This window comes from Pseudoxanthomonas indica, from assembly GCF_900167565.1.
Lineage (GTDB): Bacteria > Pseudomonadota > Gammaproteobacteria > Xanthomonadales > Xanthomonadaceae > Pseudoxanthomonas_A > Pseudoxanthomonas_A indica.
Genome location: NZ_FUZV01000001.1, coordinates 471,834 through 491,431, shown reverse-complemented (window position 1 = coordinate 491,431; position 19,598 = coordinate 471,834). Strand labels below are relative to the sequence as shown.

The following is a 19,598-nucleotide window of genomic DNA, read 5'->3' as shown; positions in this document are numbered from 1 at the left end:
TGCTACCGCGAGTGAGCTTGCAAGGATGCCCGGCACACCGTGCCGGGCATCCTTTGCGGCATCAGGCGGCAAGCGGTTCTTCGCCCACCTCCTTGAGCGCCTCGGCGAGCTGCGTGCTGAGCAGATGCAGGCAGCTGCCATTGCTCGGGCGCGATGATGGGATCATCGTCGCGGGCCAGGGTCAGCAGGTAGAGCAGGTGCAGGGTTTCCTGCACGGTCCAGATCTTGTCGTGCGGAGACTCCTTGCTGGGGCCCGCCGCGGGAGGGAAGGGCGGCAGGAAGTGGAAGTTGCCGCCGCTGGAAGCCTGGGGCGTGGTGACGGTAGGATTGATGCTAGCCATGATTGGTACCTTGGTTACTGGTTGTGGTTAGCGGGCCGTCTGAGTTCACGGCTCAGGCGGTCCGCGCTTGCGGTGTTGCAGGTGTTGCGTGTTGCGGTTGCGAGGCTGCGGATGGATTGGCCTCGGGGGGAATTATCCGGAAACGCAAGATCTGGGGCGGTGGAAAAGTCTGAAAAATTTGTAGGGAAAGTCCTCGATTGAATGACGTCCGCGTTGCCGACTCCACTTCTGGAATCCGGACGCGTGTGGTGGTCAAGAGAAGAGCTTGGTTCGAGGGGAAAGATGTACACGCAATTTCTGGCGCACATATATGCATGGACTCGTCGGACAGGGTTTGGCAGTGCACCGTGTCTTATGACGGCGCTCCTGTTGGTCTCGACAGGTCAGACGCTCAACGTTCTTCTGGTGCGCCTCGCCCTGGAGCACTGGTCGGTGGTCCAGATGCCCTTCACCAAGGTTGGATATGTGGCGCTCTTCCTCGCCATCGTTTCGCTCAACATGGTCAACGCCATGCGACCGAGTGTGCGTCGACGCATGGCCGCGTTAGACGCCGTGCGTGTTCAACGTCGGTCTGACTTTGTTGCGATGGTGTACTTGAGCGGCTCAATCATGGCGTATGTGATTGTGGCGGTGTTCCTGGCCTCACCCGACATCGATTAGGAAGGGGAGAAGATGCTGTTTCTAAAGCAGGCACTACTGGCCGTCTTGCTGATCGCCGGGATCGTCAGCGTTCTACTTGCGCAACGGGAACTCGGTCACTTGCAGCGCGACAGGCCTGATGTCCTGGATCGCGCAGGCATCGTCAAGATTGATTGGTGGTGGAAGTGCCTGGCTGGCATGGGCAGGTTGGGTTTCACCGCTGCTGGCGAGAGCTTGTCGGTGTATTCCAGATCCGTCTTCAAACTCGTCGCATTTACCTACGCGTGGCTTGTCGTCGCGTTGGTCGTGGGGATAGCGGGGCGCTTGAATTGATGGGGTGATGATTGGTTATCCGACTATTTGCGGGTCGGGGCTGAAGCCCCTCCTACAGTGAGGCGGACAGGAAATCGGTTGGTTACAGGTCGGGGTCGCTGACCCGATACGCCACCGGGCGCCATGCGCGCGCGATCTGCATCCGCCGATGTGCGGTGGCATTCAACGCCAGCGTGCCACTCAGCATCGTGCGCTTGTCCGGAAGCAGTTTGGCGAGGTAGCCACCTTCCTGGGTCTGGCTGTCGAAGCACTTGACCGCCGGCCACTGTCGGCATGCGGCTTCGCATAGCGCCACTTCATTGATGCGCCCGGGGCTGTACTGCGCGTAGTCGGGGTTCCAGCCAATCTTGAAGGCGTTGACGGTATCGCCGAGCAGCAGGTTGCTGGACGAGGCGATGACTTCATCGCCCAAGCGTGTCTGCATGAACGCGGCGGCGCCGATGTCGGCGAAGCCATGCATCATCTCGCGGAAGAAATCGGCATGCGCGGGCGTGGATTGCAGCGAGCTGCCCGCATCGCCTTTCCAGCCGGCATGTTCCAGGCGCAGGTGGGTGTGGAGCAGGGTGTCCAGGCCGGCGTCGGTGGACGTGGCCGGTTCGGCCGCAGCGGGCCGGCCGTACAGATGGTCCACGCATTCGACATCGTGCAGATAGCTGGCGTCACCCGCGCCCGGAATGCACAGCTCGGATTGCAACCCACCTTCGGCATCGGCCTTGCGCTGCCGCCGCTGCAGATCCTTGGGCCAGGGCAGGGCGTGGCGGTCGTCGCCGATACGCCACACCGGGCGCTCGAACGAATGCCGCAGGTGCCAGCCGCCACCATGTTCGGCTGCCGCGGTGCGCAGCGCCGAACCCAGCACGTCACCGGCTGGCAGGTTGCGCAAATCAATCGCCGCCACGTCCGACTGCCCAACCAGCGCCTGCGCCACGGCATTCGCCGCCCCGCGCGCCGCCAGCAATCCGGAGCGGAACGAAAACGGCGTGCGCAGATCGCGCAGATGCCGCATCGGCACGAACCACGAGGCCTTGCGCTCGGTGAACACGCCCACGCCGACGACGTTCGACGACGCATCCTCAAACCAGGCGATGCGCAGTTCCAGGTCGCCGAGCAGGTGCCGCCGCGCCGGCAGCACGAATTCCGGCATCGCAAACGGATTGGGCGAACCGCAACCTTCGCGCCCCAGCCGGCTCCACGCCTCGATCTCGCCGGCGGACAGATCATCCAGCGATCGCCAGCGCAAGCGCAGGCTCATCGGCTCACTCGCCCTTGCCCTGCAACCGGCGCAGGGTGTCGCGCAGACTCGAACGCCAGCCCAGGCGGTCCAGCGACATCCACGCCATCTTGCCCTCGGCCATGCCCAGGGTGCGCTTGTACTCCGATTCGCCAGCCATCAGTTCGAAGCGTGCATGGCCATCGTCCATGGCCCGCTGGATCACTTCGCTCAACAACAGCAGCCCGGGGCTGCCGCAATGGCCGAAGCGCGGATAGTCGATGCCGGCCTGGTAGAAATACACCACGCCCTGCCAGACCAGCGCATACACGTAGCCGACCACGCGCTCGCCGGCCGTGAGGCGAATCAATTGCGCGCCTTCTTCGTGGCTGGATTCCTCGATCAGGCGATCGTGGAAACGCAGGATGCGCGGATCATTGAACGCGCCATGTTCATCGTCGTCGCCGGTCCAGTAGGCCTCGTGCAGGCCGGCCATCTGTGTGAAGAAGGCCTGGCGCTCGCGGGTGTCGGCGGCGACCGTCAGCTGCAGTTCGCCATAGGTGGCCACCAGCTTGCGCGCGGTGCGGCGCACGCTGGCGCGCGCCTTCGGACTGAGCACGCTGGACACATAATCGCTGCCGGTCTCGCGCACCGCCGCCAGATCCACATAGTGGGTGGCGCGGCGGCGCATGCGGATGCCCACGCCCAGCTCGCGCAGGCGGTCCATCGGCACCTGGTCGATGTCGATGCCGGGCACGTAGAAGGTCAGCCAGCGCTTGTCGTGCTTGGCCAGGTGATCCACGGCAGCGGCCAGTACTTCGCGCTCGCGGCCCTGCTCGGTGAGCAGGCCGTTGTATTCGATGGTCAGGTTGTCCAGCGCCGGGTCGCCAATCTCGTGCAGGCGCAGGTGGCGCGGGCCCAGGCCGAGGAAGCCGCGACGGATGGTGACGATACCCAGGCCGACCACCCGCTTGCCGTGGTAGACCGACAGCAGCCGGGCGATCGGCGGCGGGCAGATAAGTGACAACCAGGGTCCAATCCAGCCCCAGCTCTGGAAGTAACTGCCGTGCGAGCGCGACTGCAGTTCCAGCCAGCGCAGGCGCAGCACATCCAGATCCGGCAAGGGATCCAGGCGCACCTGGTAGGCGTTGGGGGAAACGGGCGCGAGCATCAACCCGGACTCATGCTGGGGGATGCTGGTTTAGTAGCAAGTCCGATGCCAAGTTGTCGGGGGGCGAGTATTGCGCGAAGAGCGCCCTCACCCCAGCCCTCTCCCGCAAGCGGGAGAGGGGGCAGGAACTTCGACCGTGCGAGGCGTGATGGTGCGCGTCGCGGACGTGCGTTGTCGTTGGCCGGTGCCTTGGGCGACGGCCTTCCCCCCGTTGATTTCACTACGACTTACCTTCCAAACGTTGTCTTCAAACCTTGCTCCACGCCGACGCGCGGGTTCCAGCCCAGCTGCTCGCGGGCGGCGCTGGTGTCGAAATTGGCCAGCGGGCGCAGCGAGCGCACGCGGTAGCGGGTGAGGGGAACGTCGCGCTTGAGCACCTTGCCCAGCAGCTCCACGCCCCAGCCCAGGCCCATGAACATCCAGGTCGGCACGCGCAGGCGCTTGAGTTCGCTGCCCAGCTTGGCCTGTGCGCGCAGCAGGTAGTCGTCCTGGGTCACCGCCGAGGTGTCGACGATGTTGAAGACGCGGCCGCGTGCACCTTCCGCGGTTTCCGCGAGTAGCAACGCATCCACCACGTCATCGATATAGACCAGCGGCAGGCGCTGTGCGCCACTGCCGACCGCGACCCAGCGGCCGGCCAGGCCAATCACGCCATTGGGCGTCACCTTTTCCGCACCGGGGCCGAAAATCTGGCCCGGGCGCAGCAGCACGGCCGGCAGGTCGTGTTCGCGGATGGCGTCGAGCACGGTCTTTTCGGCGGTCAGCTTGGTCTGGGTGTACGCGCCACGCCATTCCGGGTGCGGTTCGTAGGTGTAGTTCTCGGTGAGCACGGCGTGCTCGTCGCGGCCGGCGTGGTCGAACACGCTCATCGAGCTGACGTAGATCAGGCGCGTGCTCTTGTGCTTGAGGCAGGCCTCGACCACGTTGCGGGTGCCCCACACCGTGCCGGCCTCGAAATCGCGCGGGCCGCCCTTCATCGCCGCGCCGACGTGATACACCACGCCCGCGCCTTGCACGGCATGCGCGACGATGCGCGGGTCGCCCAGATCGCCAATCACCTGCACGATGCCGCTGTCCTGGCTGTAAGCCGAGACCGGGCGACGCACCAGCACGCGCACGCTGCGGCCCTGTTCGCGCAGACGCGCGACCAGCTTGCGACCGAGGAAGCCGGCCGCGCCGGTCACCAGCACATCGGCCGGCGGCAGCGATTCATAGCGGCTTTCCAGCAGCGCCAGGCGCTGGCGATCCGGCTCGCGGCACACCGGGTCGAGCAGGCGGGCGATGCGCAGGGCGTCATCACCGCTGAACGGCGGTGCGGCGCCATCGCGCGCGGCGCGGGCAAAGGCCTGCGCGCCGTGCTGGATGCCCGGCGAAGGCTTGAGCATGCCGGTGGCAAAGCGCACCACGTTCCAGGGAATGCGCACCACGTCCTTGATCGCGCTGAACCAGCTGTTGAGCATGATGCCGATGAACTTGGGACCGGGCAGCACGCCGTGGATGCGGCAGGTCTGCAGGAAGCGATCCACTTCAATCGTGCCACGGGTGCCGCGCACGAACACGCGGTTCTCCATCGGCCGCGCATTCCACGACAGCAGCAGGCGGCCGACGCCGCGCTCGCTCTGCGCGCGCGCCTGCCACTCGTCGAAGTGCAGGTTGGGATCGCCGCCGTGGTTCTGGAAATCCACGTCCAGCTGGCGCACCGGGCCCAGGAAGGCTTCGATGGTGTACAGGCCATGCACGCCCAGATCGCGGAACGGATACGAACCCTGGGTGACCGAACCCGGCAGCGGACCACCGGCGTAGGGCGGATATTCGGAATTGCGGATGATGTCGACCGACAGCACCTCGCCGATGCGGCCTTCGCGCACGGCGTCGAGCGCCTGCATCAACACCGGGTCGAACAGATCCGAGTGATTGACGCCGAGCAGGCGGCCGGTGGCGCGGGCGCGGGCGATCATCGCCTCGCAGTCTTCCACGCTGTCGGCCATCGGCTTTTCCACCAGCACATGCGCGCCCATGTCGAGCGCGGCCAGGGTGATGGCCGGATGCGAGGACGGCGGGGTCAGCACATACACCGCCTGCGGCCTGGTCTCGGCCAGTTCGGCCAGAGTGGCGGTGACGCGCGGCACGCCGAAGCGATCGGCCAGTGCCTGCGCAGCGGCCAGGTTGTTGTCGCAGATGCCGACCACGTCGACGAAGTCCAGCCGTTTGAGCGCGGCCAGGTGATGGGTGGCGACGTAGCCGGCGCCCACCAGGGCGACGCGCAGGCGCAGGGAGGATTCGGAACTCATGGAGGCGTTCAACATAGGTCAGGAATTTTTCGGAGAGGCGGAGCGGCGCTGGTCCAGCGCCTGCGTCACGGTGGCCAGCACGCTGTCGACGCGGCTGTCCCAGGTTTGATCAGCCACCGCGGCGATGCGATCGGCGGCGGCTTGCGGGCTGTCTTGCGCCAGTGCCTGTTCCAGTTCGGCCAGGAATTGCTCGCGGCCTTCGGCAATGCGCACCCATTGCGCGAACTTGGCGATTTCCGGGTTGTACACGCTCACCACCGGCTTGCCGGTGGCCAGGTATTCGCGCAGCTTGAGCGGGTTGGCGTTGGCCACCTGGCGATTGAGCTTGTACGGAATGATCGCCGCGTCGAAGGCCTTGGCCCATTGCGGCAGCGTGGGGTAGGGCTGGGCGCCGACCAGGCGCACGTTGGCCAGGCTGCGCAGATCCGCGACATCGGCGGCGGCATGGCCGACCAGCAGGAAGGTCCACTGCGGGCGTTCGCGCGCCAGCCAGGCGATCAGTTCCAGATCAATCCATTCGTGCACCGAGCCGATGAAGCCGATCACCGGGCCGGGCAGATCCTGCGCGGCCGCCGGCACGGGCGTGGCAGGGTCATTGGCCTGGCGGAACAGCGACACGTCCACGCCATGCGGCGAGTAGTGGGTGTTCGGATTGATCGCCTGCTTGCCTTCCAGCAAAGCGGGCGGGGCGACGAACTGCAGATCGGCGGCGCGGCTGAGATCGTCATCGCGCCGGCCAATCAATTCGGCATCCACGCCCGGGTGGGCGGCGTAGTCGTCGATGCAGTAGTACACGCACAGATCTTCGCCCAGGCGCTGGGCCAGGAAACCCGGATGCGGCACCACGAACCAGGAGATGCGCTTGCGCATGCCGATGGCGCGCATGGCCCGGCGCACGGCCCAGCGGCCGAACGCGCGGTTGAACGCGTCCACGCCGGGCAGGCGGCGGAATGGCAGTTGCGGCACGGTGCAGCGCCAGAAGCCGGGGCGGATCGGTTCGGGCTTGCGCACCGCGGCGGCCAGCTTGCGGAAGGCTTTCTTGAAGTCGCGGCCGGAGGCGGTGGGCGCGCGCATGCCGGGCGAGTCCACGTAGAGCAGCGGCAGGTGGCCGGCCAGGCGGGTGGCGATATGGTGGCTGCTGGTGCGGTTTTCCGCATTCCAGTCATTGCCGAAATACACCACGCCCAAACCGTCGAGCGCGTGGGACTCAGGCATCGCGCCACCATCCGATCAACCAGGCGGTGCCGCCGTGGTAGATCCATTCCTTGTGCAGGCCGGGCACCGCATCCAGGTGCGGGCCGACGCGGCCGCAGGCCGGCGCGAAGAAGGTCACCAGCCCGTTGCGGCCCAGGTGGCGCATGCGCGCGAGGGTGGCGGCGGGATCGCTGAGGTAATAGAGCACTTCGCAGGCGGTGACCAGATCGAAGCGGTGCTGCTGGTCGCCCCAGGGCTGGTGAAACAGATCGGCGGCGGCAAAGTGCGCATCGGGCAGGCGCTGGCGCGCGCGCTCCACCGCCTGCGCGCTGACATCCAGTCCGTATTGTTCGTCGCTGAGTTTGGCCAGCCACTCGGTCTGGTGGCCTTCGCCACAGCCGATTTCCAGCACCGAGCCGACCCGGCCAAAGGCTTTTTCGATGACCGCGTTGGTGGCTTCGAAGCGCGCGCGCTCCATGGCCGAGGCCATGTTCCAGGGGTCTTCCACCGTATACGCAAGATCCAGCCGCGCATGGTTGTCGCTGCCGCCTACGCCACGCAGGGCGTACTTCATCCAGAGTCGGCGCTGCGCTTTGCGGAGCAGTCCGGCGGTGCCAGCAAACATGGTGTTTCCCCTGTATTGAAACGTACCGTCGTGATGCATGCAGCGGTCTAGCAATGCGGTGCGGCGGCGCCGGTACGCAGGCTGGCCTCGTCCACCTGCAACTTGTGCAGGGGCGAGCTGTACCAGCCCACCACTTGGCCACACTGGAACTGCACCCACGAAGGGCCGTAGTCCCAGCGACCATCGTGGACGCCGATCGGTGCGCCCAGGATGCGGCGTACCTGCGCCTCGTCCATGCCCACCACCACTTCCCTGGCCAGCGTGGGCGCGCCCAGGCCCGGATTGACCGCATCGCCGGGCCCTTCCGGATCCAGCGAGGGGTTGGCCGTCTTCTGCGCGCCCCACCAGTACAGCAGCAGCACTGCCAGCACCATCAGCATGATGTAACGGCGAGAACGCGGTTTTCCGGTCACCGGTGGGGCTTCGTCGATGATCGCCGAGCCGCGCTCGTCGCTGGCGAAGGCCAGCCCGCTTTCGGCGAGCCCGCTTTCGGCGAGCGTGTCATTGCCGGGATCGAAGTTGCCCTCGTCGTCGAGGTCAGCACCGGGGTGGGCCGGGGTGCCCGGCGGGCGCGGGGCCGGCCGCGCCGGTGCGGCGCCGGGCAGGCGAGCATGTTCGCGGTGGAAATCCAGCGCGGCGTCATACATCCGGTTGAGCCGTTGCAGCCGCGGCATGTCGCCATCCTGGCCCTGGTGGTCCGGATGCAGCTGGGTCACGCGTTTGCGATACGCGCGCTTGAACTCGGCCAGATCGCATTGCGCGCTCAGGCCCAGCTCCTTGTACAAAGCAATGAAGTCGGTGTCGTCCGACATGCAAACCCGCCCCTGGCCGCCTCCGCACGCGTGCGCGGCGGTCGATACCTTCAGAGACGTGAACAGCGGCTGGAAGCGGCCAGCGGGTCGAGCGAGTCAATCACCCTCGTTCAACCGGGTCAGGGCACCACCCGCTCAAAAACGCAGACATTGGTCGAGGACAGGGCTTGTTCGTTTTCGGACCAGCAGTCGCGATAGTTTGGGCCGTATGAATCCTCTGCCACCAGGGAAGCCTCGCCGGCGCAGCCCGGGATGTTGAACACACTGCATCTCGCCAGGCGAAGCTGCCATTTTTCACCCACCTTGTGAGTGGAAGCGGCCTGAAAGTCCGCCGAATAGCCCGCCAGCAAATTGGGCACGACCGCGCCGACCACGCTCAGCAGGCGGGCGTTGTTGGGATTGTTGTCGTCCCAGCGGCAGTCTTCGTCGGTAGCGGCGGTCACTGTCACGGTGGTGACCAGGCCCACATCCACCACGCTGATAGTGCAGGCGCGCGAGGCTGAGGCCGGTGCGATCAGGGCCAGGGCAAGGGCCGGCAGCGAAAGGGCTTGCAGTGCAGGATTCATGGCGTTTTCCGCGGTATCGGGGCCCAACCCGTGTGCTGCGGGCGGACTCATGGCGACGGCGCGTGGAGGTTAGAGGTTTACCGCGACCGCGCCACTCCGCCAGTCGGTCTGCCCGCTGCGCCCGGAAGAGCGGTAGCCAGACCTGCCGTGATGCGAACGATCCGACGCAGACCCGGCCAGCCGGGGCGCCTATGACCGGTTCGCCCCCTGTCTTGCGTATAGGAGGCATCAGGCAACGATTGCCGGATGCGAAGATGAAGAACAGGGGATCATCGACACAGGCAATGGAACGCGCGGGCCGCAGGCAAGTCCTGGCCCGATGGTGTCACCGTGCCGGCGTGTTGCCATTGCTGCGTCACATGCGCCTGGGCTCACGCGACGACGTGCGGGTGCTGGCCTATCACCGGGTGCTGGAATCGGCCGACCCGAGCGGTTTCAGCTTCGACACCGAACTAATCAGCGCCTCGGGCGAGGCCTTCCGCGAGCAGATGAGCTATCTGAAGCGGCATTTCGTGCCGATGACATTTGCCCAGGTGCTGGACTATCTGGATCGCGGCAAGCGCGTGCCCAAGGGCGCGGTGCTGGTGACCTTCGATGACGGCTACGACGACAACTACCGCGTGGCGTTCCCGATCCTGCGCGATCTGGGCATGTCGGCGATGTTCTTCGTCTCCACCGGGCATATCGATTCCGGCCGGCCCTATGCCTACGACTGGCTGGTGCACATGGTCTGTTCGACCGCCGCCAGCCGCCTGCAGGCGCCGGAGCTGGGCGTGGACTGGAAGCTGGGCGACAATTTGATTGCGCGCCGCGCGCAGGCCTCCGAATTGCTGGACCGTCTGAAGTCGCTGGACGATGACGGCCAGAGCGCGCTGATTGCGCGACTGGAGCAGGAGTGGAATCTGCCGCGCGAGAAGGGCCACCCCGATTGCAAGCCGATGACCTGGGACCAGCTGCGCGAGATGCATCGCGACGGCATGGAGATTGGCTCGCACGGCGTGGATCACCGCATGCTGGCCAAGCTCTCCAACGATCACATGCGGGCCGAAGTACAGGGCTCCAAGCAAACCCTGGAGCGCGAGCTGGGCGCGCCAGTGGCCGTGTTGTCTTACCCCGTCGGCGGCCCGGACGCCTTTGACGGCCAGACCATCGATGCGGTGCAGGCGGCCGGTTACCGCATGGCCTGCAGTTACATGGCCGGTACACGGGCGGTGGAAGCCAAGACCCTGTACTCGCTGCCACGCCTGCCAGTGGAACGGCAGATGGACCGCGAATGGTTCGAGGCGATGGTGGCGGTGCCGGAGATGTTCAGCTATGCATCAAGGTTGCGCACAGGTTGAATAAGCGGAGCGACAGGGGCTGATGTACTTTTTCATGTTGATGTACCTGGTGCTGGTATTGATCCGGCCCCAGGACTATCCGGCTGTGATCGAAAATCCCGGTCCGCCATTGCAACCGATCGCCTTGATCATGGCGGCGGGCTTCTTCCTGTTCTCGCAGCGCAAGTCGTTCGAGGCGCCGCAGTACCTGCTGATCCCGATCTTCCTGCTGGTGGCGATGATCTCCAAGGTCGCCAATGGCTGGGCCGGCGGCGCGCTGTTCGTGTTCTTCATCTTCGCCCCGGTGGTGCTGGCGTATGTGTTGCTGGCCAACACGGTCAACACCCGTGAGCGCATGCAGGGGGTGCTGGCGGTGTTCGCCATCTGCGCCAGCGTGCTGGCCCTGCACGGCATCGAGCAGGTGCAGCTGGGCGTGGGCTGGACCGGCATCGAGCTCTCGCAGGGCACGCGCATCCAGTACGTGGGCATCTTCAACGATCCCAATGACCTGGGCATGTTGTTCGTGATGTGCCTGCCGTTCGCCTTCTACCTGAGCGCACGCGGCGGTTTGATGGGCCTGCGCCGGCTGTTCTGGTGGGTCATCATCGTGCTGCTGGTGTGGGGCGCGTACCTGACCAACTCGCGCGGCACCTTGCTGGCGCTGGTGGCCATGCTGGGCGTGTACGTGTGGCGCAAGCGTGGGCCGTTCACCGCCGGCATGCTCGGTGCAGTGGCGCTGGGCGGGCTGATGATGCTGCCTTCGCGCCTGCAGGAGATGGAGGTCTCGGAAGAGTCCGCCATGGGCCGGGTGGAATCCTGGTACGAAGGCATCTGGATGTTCGTGCACAACCCGGTGTTCGGCATCGGTGCCGGCGGCTACTCCGACCTGCACGAGCTGACCGCGCACAATTCCTTCGTGCTGGTGCTGGCCGAGACCGGCATCGTCGGCTTCACCATCTGGCTGGCGATCGTGGGCTACTGCTTCCGCATGATGCTGGCCGTACTCAAGCGCGGCGATGACATCATCGATGACGTGCCGCTGGACGTACCGGATGAGGTGGCGCTGGCCGACTGGCAGCGCGACAAGGCGCTGACCCTGACCTTCTTCATGTCCTTGACCGGCTTTTTCACCGCCGCGTTCTTCCTGAGTCGCAGCTACGTGGTGATTCTGTACCTGCTGGTGGCGCTGGTGGTGGCGCATTACACGCGCCTGCGCGAAACGTATCCCAGCCTGCCGCAGTTCACCCTGACCAAGGACGTCATCCGCTGGCCGATTTACGCCGTAATAGGCGTTATCGGCTTGTATCTCACCGTGAAAGTCCTGTTGGCAATGGCATGAACAGCCGCGCGCGCACGCTCAGCAACACGCTGTTTTCCTCGGTGGGTATGTACACCGAGTACGTGCTCGGCATGCTCACGTCGATCATCATCGCCCGCCACCTGGGGCCGGACGGGTTCGGCGCGTACAGCCTGGTGATCTGGCTGGTGGCGATGGGCGTGGCCACCACCAACTCGGGCACGGCCAGCGCGGCCATCAAGTTCATCGCCGAACTGCGCGGCGGTAACCATCCGGAAATGATCCCGGTGCTGCTGGACTACCTGCGTCGGGCGCAGCGGATCTTCCTGCTGTTCGTGCTGCTGGCCGGCGCGGCGCTGTTCCTGTTTGCCGGCGATCACGTGGCGCCGGGCATGAACCACAAGCTGCTGCTGGGCTTTTTGGTGGTGGCGGTGGCGCTGCGCTCCTCGTACATGTTCAACATCGGCGTGGCCAAGGGCTTCGAGAACTTCCGCGCCACCGCGATCGTCGCGTTGGTGTCCACGCCGATCAATCTGGCGCTGGTGATCCTGGCCTGGCAGATGAACGCGCCGGTGGAATGGCTGCTGGCGGTGTTCGTGGTGTCCAGCTTCGTGTTTTTCGGCGTGTCGTTCCGCCAGATCGCGCCGCTGGTGCCGGAGCGCAAGCCGGGCGTGACCCTGCCGCCGCACATCATGAAGCGAGTCAAGCGCCACATGATGTGGACCGCGCTGACGGTGTCGGTGAGCTTTCTGATTGCCAGCGAAGTGGAGGTGATGTTCCTCAACCTCTACGCCGACAGCCATGCCGCCGGCCAGTTCAAGGTCGCCTACCAGTTGGCCATCGGCGCGGCCGCGCTGGTGCCGGGCGTATTCGGCGCACTGCTGCTGCCGATGATGGCCAATGCGCTGAGCCAGGGCCGCGAGATCGCCGCGCGCCGGTTTGTCGCCACCACCGGTTACCTGGCCCTGCTGGCCGCGCCGTTGATGGCCTTTGGCGTGGCCTTCGGCAGCGATGTCATCCGCCTGCTGTACGGGCATGAATACGCGCTGGCCGGGCCGATCTTCTCGGCCTGTTTGATCGCCACCTGTTTGACCACCATGACTCAGGGCGCCTCGAGCCTGCTGGTCAGCGCGGATCGGCAGCGCAGCATCCTGATGCTGGTGATCGTGATCGGCCTGATCAAGCTGGGCCTGGATGCCTTGCTGATCCACCACTTCGGCCTGACCGGCGCGGTGGTGGCGTTCCTGACCACGGCCACGATCAACGCCAGCTGCTACGTGACGCTGGCGGTGCGGGTCAGCCATGCGCAGCCGGACTGGGGCAAGTTGCTGCGCATCTTCAGCGCGGCGGGCCTGGCCGCCTTGCTGGCCTGGCCGTTGCGCGGCTTCCTGCCGCTGGCCTCGGTGCTCGGCGGCGGCATCGTGCTGGTGGCGGCCTACGCGCCGCTGTCACTGTTGCTCGGTTGCTGGGACCGCGAAGACATCGAACACCTGCAGCATCTGCACCAGCGCTTCGCCCAAGGGCGTCCGCGTCTGGGCGCGCGCCTGCTGGCCTGGGCGCATGCGCGCGCACCGGGTGAAGGGGGCTTATGAGTCTCTATGAGCCGCTGTTCCGGCGGGTGCTGTTCCCGCTGTACGAGTCGGGCCTGCGCGGGCGCAAGACGCTGCGCTACCTGGGTGAGTACGAGCGCAACCAGACCACCCTGGATGCCGAGCAGATCCAGGCGCTGCAATGGCGCAAGCTGCAGGCGCTGATCCGGCATTGCTGGGATCAGGTGCCGTACTACCGCCGCACCTGGAGCGGGCAGGGCATCCGCGCACCGGAAGACATCGCCAGCGTCGAGGACTTTGCGCGCCTGCCGGTGCTGGACAAGCCGACCATCCGCGCCAACTTCGACGATCTGATCGCGCCTTCGCACCGCCAGGGCATGCTGTTCAAGACCACCGGCGGTTCCACCGGCGAGCCGCTCAAATTCGGCTATACCCGCGAGAGCTACGAGCGCCGGCTGGCGATCATGTGGCGCGGCTACGGCTGGGCCGGCGCGCGGCTGGGCCAGCGCACGCTGTACCTGTGGGGCACGCCGATCGGCGCGCAGAAGCGCAAGGACCGGCTGTACCACGCGGCCTTCAACCGCTGCATGCTCAATGCCTTCGAGATGAGCGATGCGCGCATGGCCGAGTACGCCGACGTCATCGATCGCTACCAGCCCGAGACCATCGTCTCCTACGTGGCGCCGATCGTGCGCATGGCTGAGTGGCTGATTGCCAACGGTCGTCGCATCCACCGGCCGCAGCGCATCCTGGGCGCGGCCGAAGCGCTGCACGAGAGCCAGCGCACGCTTATCGAAGAGGCGTTCGGCTGCCCGGCCTACAACACCTACGGCTGCCGCGAGTTCATGCTGATTGCCGCCGAGTGCGAGCATCGCCAGGGCCTGCATATCAACAACGATCACCTGCGGGTGGAACTGGGCGGTGCGATTGCCGCGGACGCCGGTCCGCGCGAGATCATCGTCACCGATCTGCACAACTACGGCATGCCGCTGCTGCGCTACATCAATGGCGATCTGGCCACGCCCAGCCACCAACGCTGCAGCTGCGGCCGTCCGCTGCCACTGCTGGCCAGTGTGGACGGGCGCAAGCTGGATGCGCTGCGCACGCCGGATGGCCGCTTCGTGCCGGGCGAATACATCGTCTACGCCTTCCTGTATGCCACCGGCATCCGCCGCTACCAGGTGGTGCAGAAGCAGTTGGACCGCTTCGACATCACCCTGGTGCGCGACCATGACTTCGACGAAAGCGTGCTTGATTTGATTCGCGGCGAGTTGAAGAAAGTGATCGGCGAGCAGGTGTCGTTGAGCTTCCACTTTGCCGACGAGATTCCGCTGACCGCCACCGGCAAGCAGCGGGTCACGGTGTCGGAGCTGGCATGAACGGCCGCGACATCCTCCATGTGGTCGAGAACCTGGCGCGTGGTGGGCTGGAGCGGACGGTGATCGACCTGATTGCCGCGCAGCGCGCCGCTGGCCATCGCTGCCGGGTGATCTGCGTGTTCGAGCCGGGCCAGCTGGCAGACGAACTGCTGGCGCAGGGCGTGCGCGTGGATGCCTGTCACAAGCGCGGCGGCCTGGATCTGCGCGCACTGCGCCGCCTGCGTGGCTGGTTGCGCGAAACCCCGGGCGCCGTGCTGCACACCCACAATGCCACCGCGCATTACTACGCCTTGTTGGCGGCGGCGGGCCTGCCGCTGGCACGCACGGTCAACACCCGCCACGGCATGGGCGCGGCGGAACCGCACAGCCGCAAGGAAGCGCTGTACCGCTTGAGTGCGCGCTTCACCGACTATGTCGTGGGCGTCTGCGATGCGGCGCGCGATCGCTTTGCGCAGCAACGGGTGCGTCCGCGTGCGGGCCTGCTGGCCATTCCCAACGGCATTCGCCTGGATCGCTTCGCGCCCGCCCAGGCCAGTGACCGCGTGGCGCTGGCGCGCGAGCTGGGCTGGCCGGATGACAGCATCCTCATCGGCACGGTGGGCCGGCTCAATCCGGTCAAGGATCAGGCCGCGTTGATCAGTGCCTTCCATCGCGTGCATGCCACGCAGCCGCAGGCGCGGCTGGTGATCGTGGGTGACGGCGCGCTGCGCGCCGACCTGCAGGCGCGCATCGACATCGCCGGACTGCAGGACGTGGCGCGGCTGGTGGGCGATCGCGACGACGTGCCGCGCTGGCTGGCCGGCATGCAGATCTTCGCCTTGCCCTCGCGCAGCGAAGGCTATTCGATCGCCCTGCTGGAAGCCTGCGCGGCCGGCTTGCCGATCGTGGCCACGGAGGTCGGCGGCAATCGCGAGATCGTCCGTGAGGGAATCAATGGCGCGTTGATTGGCGCCGGTGACAAGCAAGCGCTGGCACAGGCATTGCAGCGCCTGGTGAGCGATCCCGAACTCGCGCGGCAACAGGGCCAGGCCGGCCGCGATTGGGTGTTGCGCGAAGGCTCATTCCTGCAGATGGCGCAGCGTTATGACGCCTTGTATGCAGGCAAGCCGCTGCCAGAGCGCGCCGTTGCGGGTATGGTGGAGGCTGTATGAGCCGCTCCACCCGCACCGTCGAGCTTGAAACCACGCCGGCGAGCGCGCCGGAAACCGTGCTGCCCGACGCCTTCCCCCATGATGAAAGTGATGCTTCCCCCCGCATGAGTCCCCGTCCGCGACGTTTGAAAGTGCTGCGCTGGATACCCAATGGCTGGTTGACCACGGTCGGCCCGACCGTGGATCGCGCCTTGTACCTGACCTTCGATGATGGTCCGCATCCGGAGCACACCGGTCCGTTGCTGGACCTGTTGGCCGAACACAATGCCAAGGCCAGCTTCTTCCTGATTGGCCAGCAGATCGAGCGTCATCCCGAGCTGGCCCGGCGCATTGCCGAGGAAGGCCACACCCTGGGCAACCACTCGTACTCGCACCCGCGCTTTGAAACCCTCTCGCTGGACGAGCAGTTTGCCGAGATCGATCGCACCGATGCCCTGTTGGCCAGCATCGACGGGCAGGCGCGGCACGGCTTCCGTCCGCCGCGCGGCGTGCTGACCGTGCCGATGCTGGCGCGCTGCATCCGCCAGGGCCGCAAGATCCTGTATTGGTCCTACGACAGCCTGGACTACAGCCGCCGCCCCGTGGCGGAACTGCTCGAGGCGATTGAAGGCAGCCCGGTGAGAGCAGGTGAGATCATCCTGATGCATGACGACAGCGATCACTCGCTGAAGCTGCTGGCCCATCTGATTCCCCAGTGGAAGGCCGAAGGGTTTGCGTTGAAGGCGCTGTAATAGTCCGGCCGCTCTGGCCGGATTGCCCCCCTCATCACGTTGGATCAGGTGCCGGCGAACTCCGCGGGTAACTGTCTCCAGGGGGACGACTTGAACGCTTTGATTGCATTGGCCGTGGTACTCGCCCTTGCCGCTGTCGGCAGCTTTGTCGTGTGGCGCCTGTTGCGTTCGCGCAACATGGAACTGTGGATCGGCAGCTACCTGCGCCGCACGCCGCCGCTGGTCACCGATCGGCCGGTGCATGTGATGTTCTGCTTCGTCGACCACTTCGAACCGATGTGGCACGGCGCCGACGTGGACACCCAGCGTGCGCGCGTGGACCGCTGGTGCAAGGAATATCGCGAACTGGCCGGCAAGCATCGCGATGCCGACGGTCGCCCGCCGCAGCACAGCTTCTTCTACCCGGAAGAAGAGTACGCCCCCGAATACCTGGACAAGCTGGCCGAGCTCTGCGCCGACGGCTACGGCGAGATCGAGGTGCACCTGCACCACGACAACGACACCGAAGAGAATTTCCGCGAGAGCATCACCCGTTTCTGCCGCATCCTGCACGAACGCCATGGCGCGATTCCGCGCGACCCGGTCAGCGGCGAACTGCGCTTCGGTTTCATCCACGGCAACTGGTGCCTGGACAACTCGCGCCCGGACGGTCGCTGGTGCGGCATCAACAACGAGTTGATCCTGCTGCGCGAGCTGGGCTGCTACGCCGACTTCACCATGCCCTCGGCGCCCAGCGATACCCAGACCAAGACCATCAATTCGATCTACTACGCCAGCGACGATCCGCGTGCGCCCAAGTCGCACGATGACGGCACGCCGGTGCGCGTGGGTGGCCATGCCAGCGGCGATCTGATGTTGATCCAGGGTCCGCTGGGCCTGAACTGGCGCAAGCGCAAGTTTGGCGTCATCCCCAGCATCGAGAACGCCGACGTGCGTGGCGGCCAACCGCCGTCGCCCGGTCGCGTGGATGACTGGGTGCGTACCGGCGTGCATGTGGAAGGCCGGCCGGAGTGGGTGTTCGTGAAGATCCACACCCACGGCACCCAGGAAGCCGACATGGACACCTTGCTGGGCGCACCCACCGACGCCATGCACAGCTATCTGGAAAAGGCCTACAACGACGGCAAGCGCCACGTGTTGCATTACGTCAGCGCACGCGAGGCCTACAACATCGCCAAGGCCGCCGAGGCTGGCCTGGAAGGCAACCCGCATGACTATCGCGACTACGTGCTGCCGGCGCCGCGTTCGTCCTGGGCCGGATCCGGTCGCCAGGGTGGGACGGTGGCGGATCGGGACGCCGCCTGATGGACGGCTCGGCCGGCATCGACGGGCGCACGCAGGTCAGCGTGATCATGCCGGTGTACAACGCCGAAGCGACCATGCGCCGTTCGATCGAGTCGGTGCTGGGGCAGACCCACGCCGACCTGCAACTGCTGCTGGTGGACGACGGATCGCGCGATGGCTCGGCCGCGATCATCGGCGAGTACGCTGCGCGCGATGCGCGCGTCACCGCGATCCACCAGGCCAATGGCGGCGTCGCCGCCGCACGCAACGCCGGCCTGCGCGCCGCTACCGGCACGCACGTGGCGTTCTGCGACAGCGATGATTGGTGGGCGCCGCACAAGCTGGAATTGCAGCTGGAGCAGATGCGCGCCAGCGATGCACTGGTCTGCTACACCGCCTACCAGCGCGTGTCCGAAGACGGTCGCCCGCTCTCGCGCGTGTTGCCGCCGTTGCGGGTGGAATACCGCGACATGCTGGGCAGCAACCATATCGGCAACCTCACCGGCCTGTACGACCGCCGCCTCGGCGACATCGAGTTCCAGCGCGTGGGTCACGAAGATTATGTGTTCTGGCTGGATCGCGTGCGCCGCGCCGGCGCCGCCGTGCGCGTACCCGGCGACGAACCGCTGGCCTGGTACCTGGTGCGTGGCGGCTCGGTGTCGGCCAACAAGTTGCGCGCCGCCGGCTGGCAATGGCGCATCTACCGGCAGAACGAAGGCCTGGGCCTGTCGCGCGCCTGCTGGTACATGCTGCAGTACGTGCGCCATGCGCTGGTGAAACGCAAACCGGTGGTGGGATGACGGCAGAACGACCGTCGACCGCGATGGATTACGCGGTCGTGATTCCCGCTTGGAACGCCGCCGGCCATATCCGCACCGCACTGGACAGCGTGTTCGCGCAGACCCGTGCGCCTGCGCAGGTGGTGGTGGTGGATGACGGATCGCCCGATGGCGAGGCGCTGCGTGTTGCGCTGGCCGACTATGGCGATCGCGTCATCCTGCTGCGCCAGGCCAATGCCGGCCCGGCGGCGGCGCGCAACACCGGCGTGCGTGCCTGCACGACCCAATGGGTGGCGTTCCTGGACGCGGACGATCATTGGCTGCCGGACAAGATGCAGCGCCAGCTGGCGATGGCCGTGCGCGATTCGCGCGCCGGCCTGCTGCATGGCTGCGCGCGCGCGAACCTGCCGCGGCTGCCGAAGGAACTGGACTTCGCCACGCTGTGGCGGCGCAATCGCATCTGCACCTCGATGACGGTGGTGCGCCGCAGTGCGTTCGAACAACTCGGTGGCTTCGATGCCTCGCCGGCGCTGGTCGGCGCGGAGGATTACCACCTGTGGCTGCGCATCGCCCACGCCGGCTGGCGGGTGCTGGCGGTGCAGGAGCTGATTGGTCACTACACACCGGCCGAAGGCAGCATTACCAGCCGCATCGAGCGCTGTGCGCATGCCGAGGTGCACAACGCGCGCGTGCTGGGTCAGTCGCTGGGATTGCCGCAGGATCAGGTCAAGCGCAAGGTCCGGCATATCCGCACCGACTTCGGCCAGCACCTGTTGCATGCGCGCCAACCGGTGATTGCGCGGCGCATGCTGCAGGACGCGATGCTGTGCCGCTTCTCGCTGCGCCGGCTGGGCCTGTGGTCGGCGACGTGGGTGCCGCGAAGCCTGCTGGATCTGCGGCGGCGGTTGCGGGCGGGCAGTCGCTAG

19 protein-coding genes are annotated in these 19,598 nt (G+C 66.2%); 11 read left to right on the top strand and 8 right to left on the bottom strand.

Annotated features, from left to right (window positions below; all coding sequences use genetic code 11):
• Positions 1 to 2: 2 nt before the first annotated feature.
• A complete protein-coding gene (locus tag B5X78_RS18310) occupies positions 3 to 341 on the bottom strand; it encodes a hypothetical protein (protein ID WP_139381359.1) in 339 nt (112 codons plus the stop codon).
• Positions 342 to 695: 354 nt separating this feature from the next.
• On the opposite strand from B5X78_RS18310, the gene B5X78_RS02270 reads away from it, so the two are divergent.
• Entirely contained in the window at positions 696 to 1,001 is a 306-nt protein-coding gene (locus tag B5X78_RS02270; RefSeq protein WP_079722856.1) for a hypothetical protein, read from the top strand.
• Positions 1,002 to 1,013: 12 nt separating this feature from the next.
• Positions 1,014 to 1,313 (top strand): hypothetical protein, encoded by a 300-nt coding sequence (locus B5X78_RS02265; protein ID WP_079722855.1) that lies wholly within the window; start codon positions 1,014 to 1,016, stop codon positions 1,311 to 1,313.
• Positions 1,314 to 1,395: 82 nt separating this feature from the next.
• Here the strand turns inward: B5X78_RS02265 and B5X78_RS02260 are convergent, their stop codons facing one another.
• The 7 genes from B5X78_RS02260 to B5X78_RS02230 form a co-directional block, all read right to left on the bottom strand.
• The gene (locus tag B5X78_RS02260; protein ID WP_079722854.1) at positions 1,396 to 2,565 is read right to left on the bottom strand and encodes a GNAT family N-acetyltransferase; all 1,170 of its coding nucleotides are present in this window, start codon (positions 2,563 to 2,565) and stop codon (positions 1,396 to 1,398) included.
• Between the two features lie 4 nt (positions 2,566 to 2,569).
• Positions 2,570 to 3,694 (bottom strand): GNAT family N-acetyltransferase, encoded by a 1,125-nt coding sequence (locus B5X78_RS02255; RefSeq protein ID WP_079722853.1) that lies wholly within the window; start codon positions 3,692 to 3,694, stop codon positions 2,570 to 2,572.
• Positions 3,695 to 3,921: 227 nt separating this feature from the next.
• On the bottom strand, positions 3,922 to 5,985 hold the full coding sequence (locus tag B5X78_RS02250) for an NAD-dependent epimerase/dehydratase family protein (RefSeq protein ID WP_176140754.1): 2,064 nt from the start codon (positions 5,983 to 5,985) through the stop codon (positions 3,922 to 3,924).
• Between the two features lie 18 nt (positions 5,986 to 6,003).
• Positions 6,004 to 7,200 carry a glycosyltransferase gene (locus B5X78_RS02245; RefSeq protein ID WP_079722851.1) on the bottom strand — a complete coding sequence of 399 codons (1,197 nt, stop codon included), beginning with the start codon at positions 7,198 to 7,200 and terminating at the stop codon, positions 6,004 to 6,006.
• Positions 7,193 to 7,804 (bottom strand): class I SAM-dependent methyltransferase, encoded by a 612-nt coding sequence (locus B5X78_RS02240; protein ID WP_176140753.1) that lies wholly within the window; start codon positions 7,802 to 7,804, stop codon positions 7,193 to 7,195. The genes B5X78_RS02245 and B5X78_RS02240 overlap by 8 nt, the downstream gene beginning before the upstream one ends.
• A 47-nt stretch (positions 7,805 to 7,851) precedes the next feature.
• Positions 7,852 to 8,616 carry a DnaJ domain-containing protein gene (locus tag B5X78_RS02235; protein WP_079722849.1) on the bottom strand — a complete coding sequence of 255 codons (765 nt, stop codon included), beginning with the start codon at positions 8,614 to 8,616 and terminating at the stop codon, positions 7,852 to 7,854.
• A 119-nt stretch (positions 8,617 to 8,735) separates the two neighbouring features.
• Positions 8,736 to 9,182 (bottom strand): hypothetical protein, encoded by a 447-nt coding sequence (locus B5X78_RS02230; RefSeq protein WP_139381358.1) that lies wholly within the window; start codon positions 9,180 to 9,182, stop codon positions 8,736 to 8,738.
• Between the two features lie 359 nt (positions 9,183 to 9,541).
• On the opposite strand from B5X78_RS02230, the gene B5X78_RS02225 reads away from it, so the two are divergent.
• The 9 genes from B5X78_RS02225 (at position 9,542) to B5X78_RS02185 (ending at position 19,598) form a co-directional block, all read left to right on the top strand.
• Entirely contained in the window at positions 9,542 to 10,522 is a 981-nt protein-coding gene (locus tag B5X78_RS02225) for a polysaccharide deacetylase family protein (protein ID WP_079722847.1), read from the top strand.
• A gap of 22 nt (positions 10,523 to 10,544) precedes the next feature.
• Entirely contained in the window at positions 10,545 to 11,840 is a 1,296-nt protein-coding gene (locus B5X78_RS02220; RefSeq protein WP_079722846.1) for an O-antigen ligase family protein, read from the top strand.
• Entirely contained in the window at positions 11,837 to 13,390 is a 1,554-nt protein-coding gene (locus B5X78_RS02215) for an oligosaccharide flippase family protein (protein WP_079722845.1), read from the top strand. The genes B5X78_RS02220 and B5X78_RS02215 overlap by 4 nt, the downstream gene beginning before the upstream one ends.
• Positions 13,387 to 14,727, top strand: a complete 1,341-nt coding sequence (locus B5X78_RS02210; protein ID WP_079722844.1) for a phenylacetate--CoA ligase family protein — start codon at positions 13,387 to 13,389, stop codon at positions 14,725 to 14,727. Before B5X78_RS02215 ends, B5X78_RS02210 begins: the two co-directional genes overlap by 4 nt.
• Entirely contained in the window at positions 14,724 to 15,878 is a 1,155-nt protein-coding gene (locus tag B5X78_RS02205; protein ID WP_079722843.1) for a glycosyltransferase, read from the top strand. The genes B5X78_RS02210 and B5X78_RS02205 overlap by 4 nt, the downstream gene beginning before the upstream one ends.
• Complete coding sequence (locus B5X78_RS02200) at positions 15,875 to 16,609, top strand: polysaccharide deacetylase family protein (RefSeq protein WP_229730998.1); 735 nt, start codon at positions 15,875 to 15,877, stop codon at positions 16,607 to 16,609. Before B5X78_RS02205 ends, B5X78_RS02200 begins: the two co-directional genes overlap by 4 nt.
• Positions 16,610 to 16,699: 90 nt before the next feature.
• Positions 16,700 to 17,914 carry a hypothetical protein gene (locus tag B5X78_RS02195; RefSeq protein WP_229730996.1) on the top strand — a complete coding sequence of 405 codons (1,215 nt, stop codon included), beginning with the start codon at positions 16,700 to 16,702 and terminating at the stop codon, positions 17,912 to 17,914.
• Positions 17,914 to 18,693 carry a glycosyltransferase family 2 protein gene (locus tag B5X78_RS02190; protein ID WP_079722841.1) on the top strand — a complete coding sequence of 260 codons (780 nt, stop codon included), beginning with the start codon at positions 17,914 to 17,916 and terminating at the stop codon, positions 18,691 to 18,693. Before B5X78_RS02195 ends, B5X78_RS02190 begins: the two co-directional genes overlap by 1 nt.
• Positions 18,690 to 19,598 carry a glycosyltransferase family 2 protein gene (locus B5X78_RS02185; protein WP_176140752.1) on the top strand — a complete coding sequence of 303 codons (909 nt, stop codon included), beginning with the start codon at positions 18,690 to 18,692 and terminating at the stop codon, positions 19,596 to 19,598. The genes B5X78_RS02190 and B5X78_RS02185 overlap by 4 nt, the downstream gene beginning before the upstream one ends.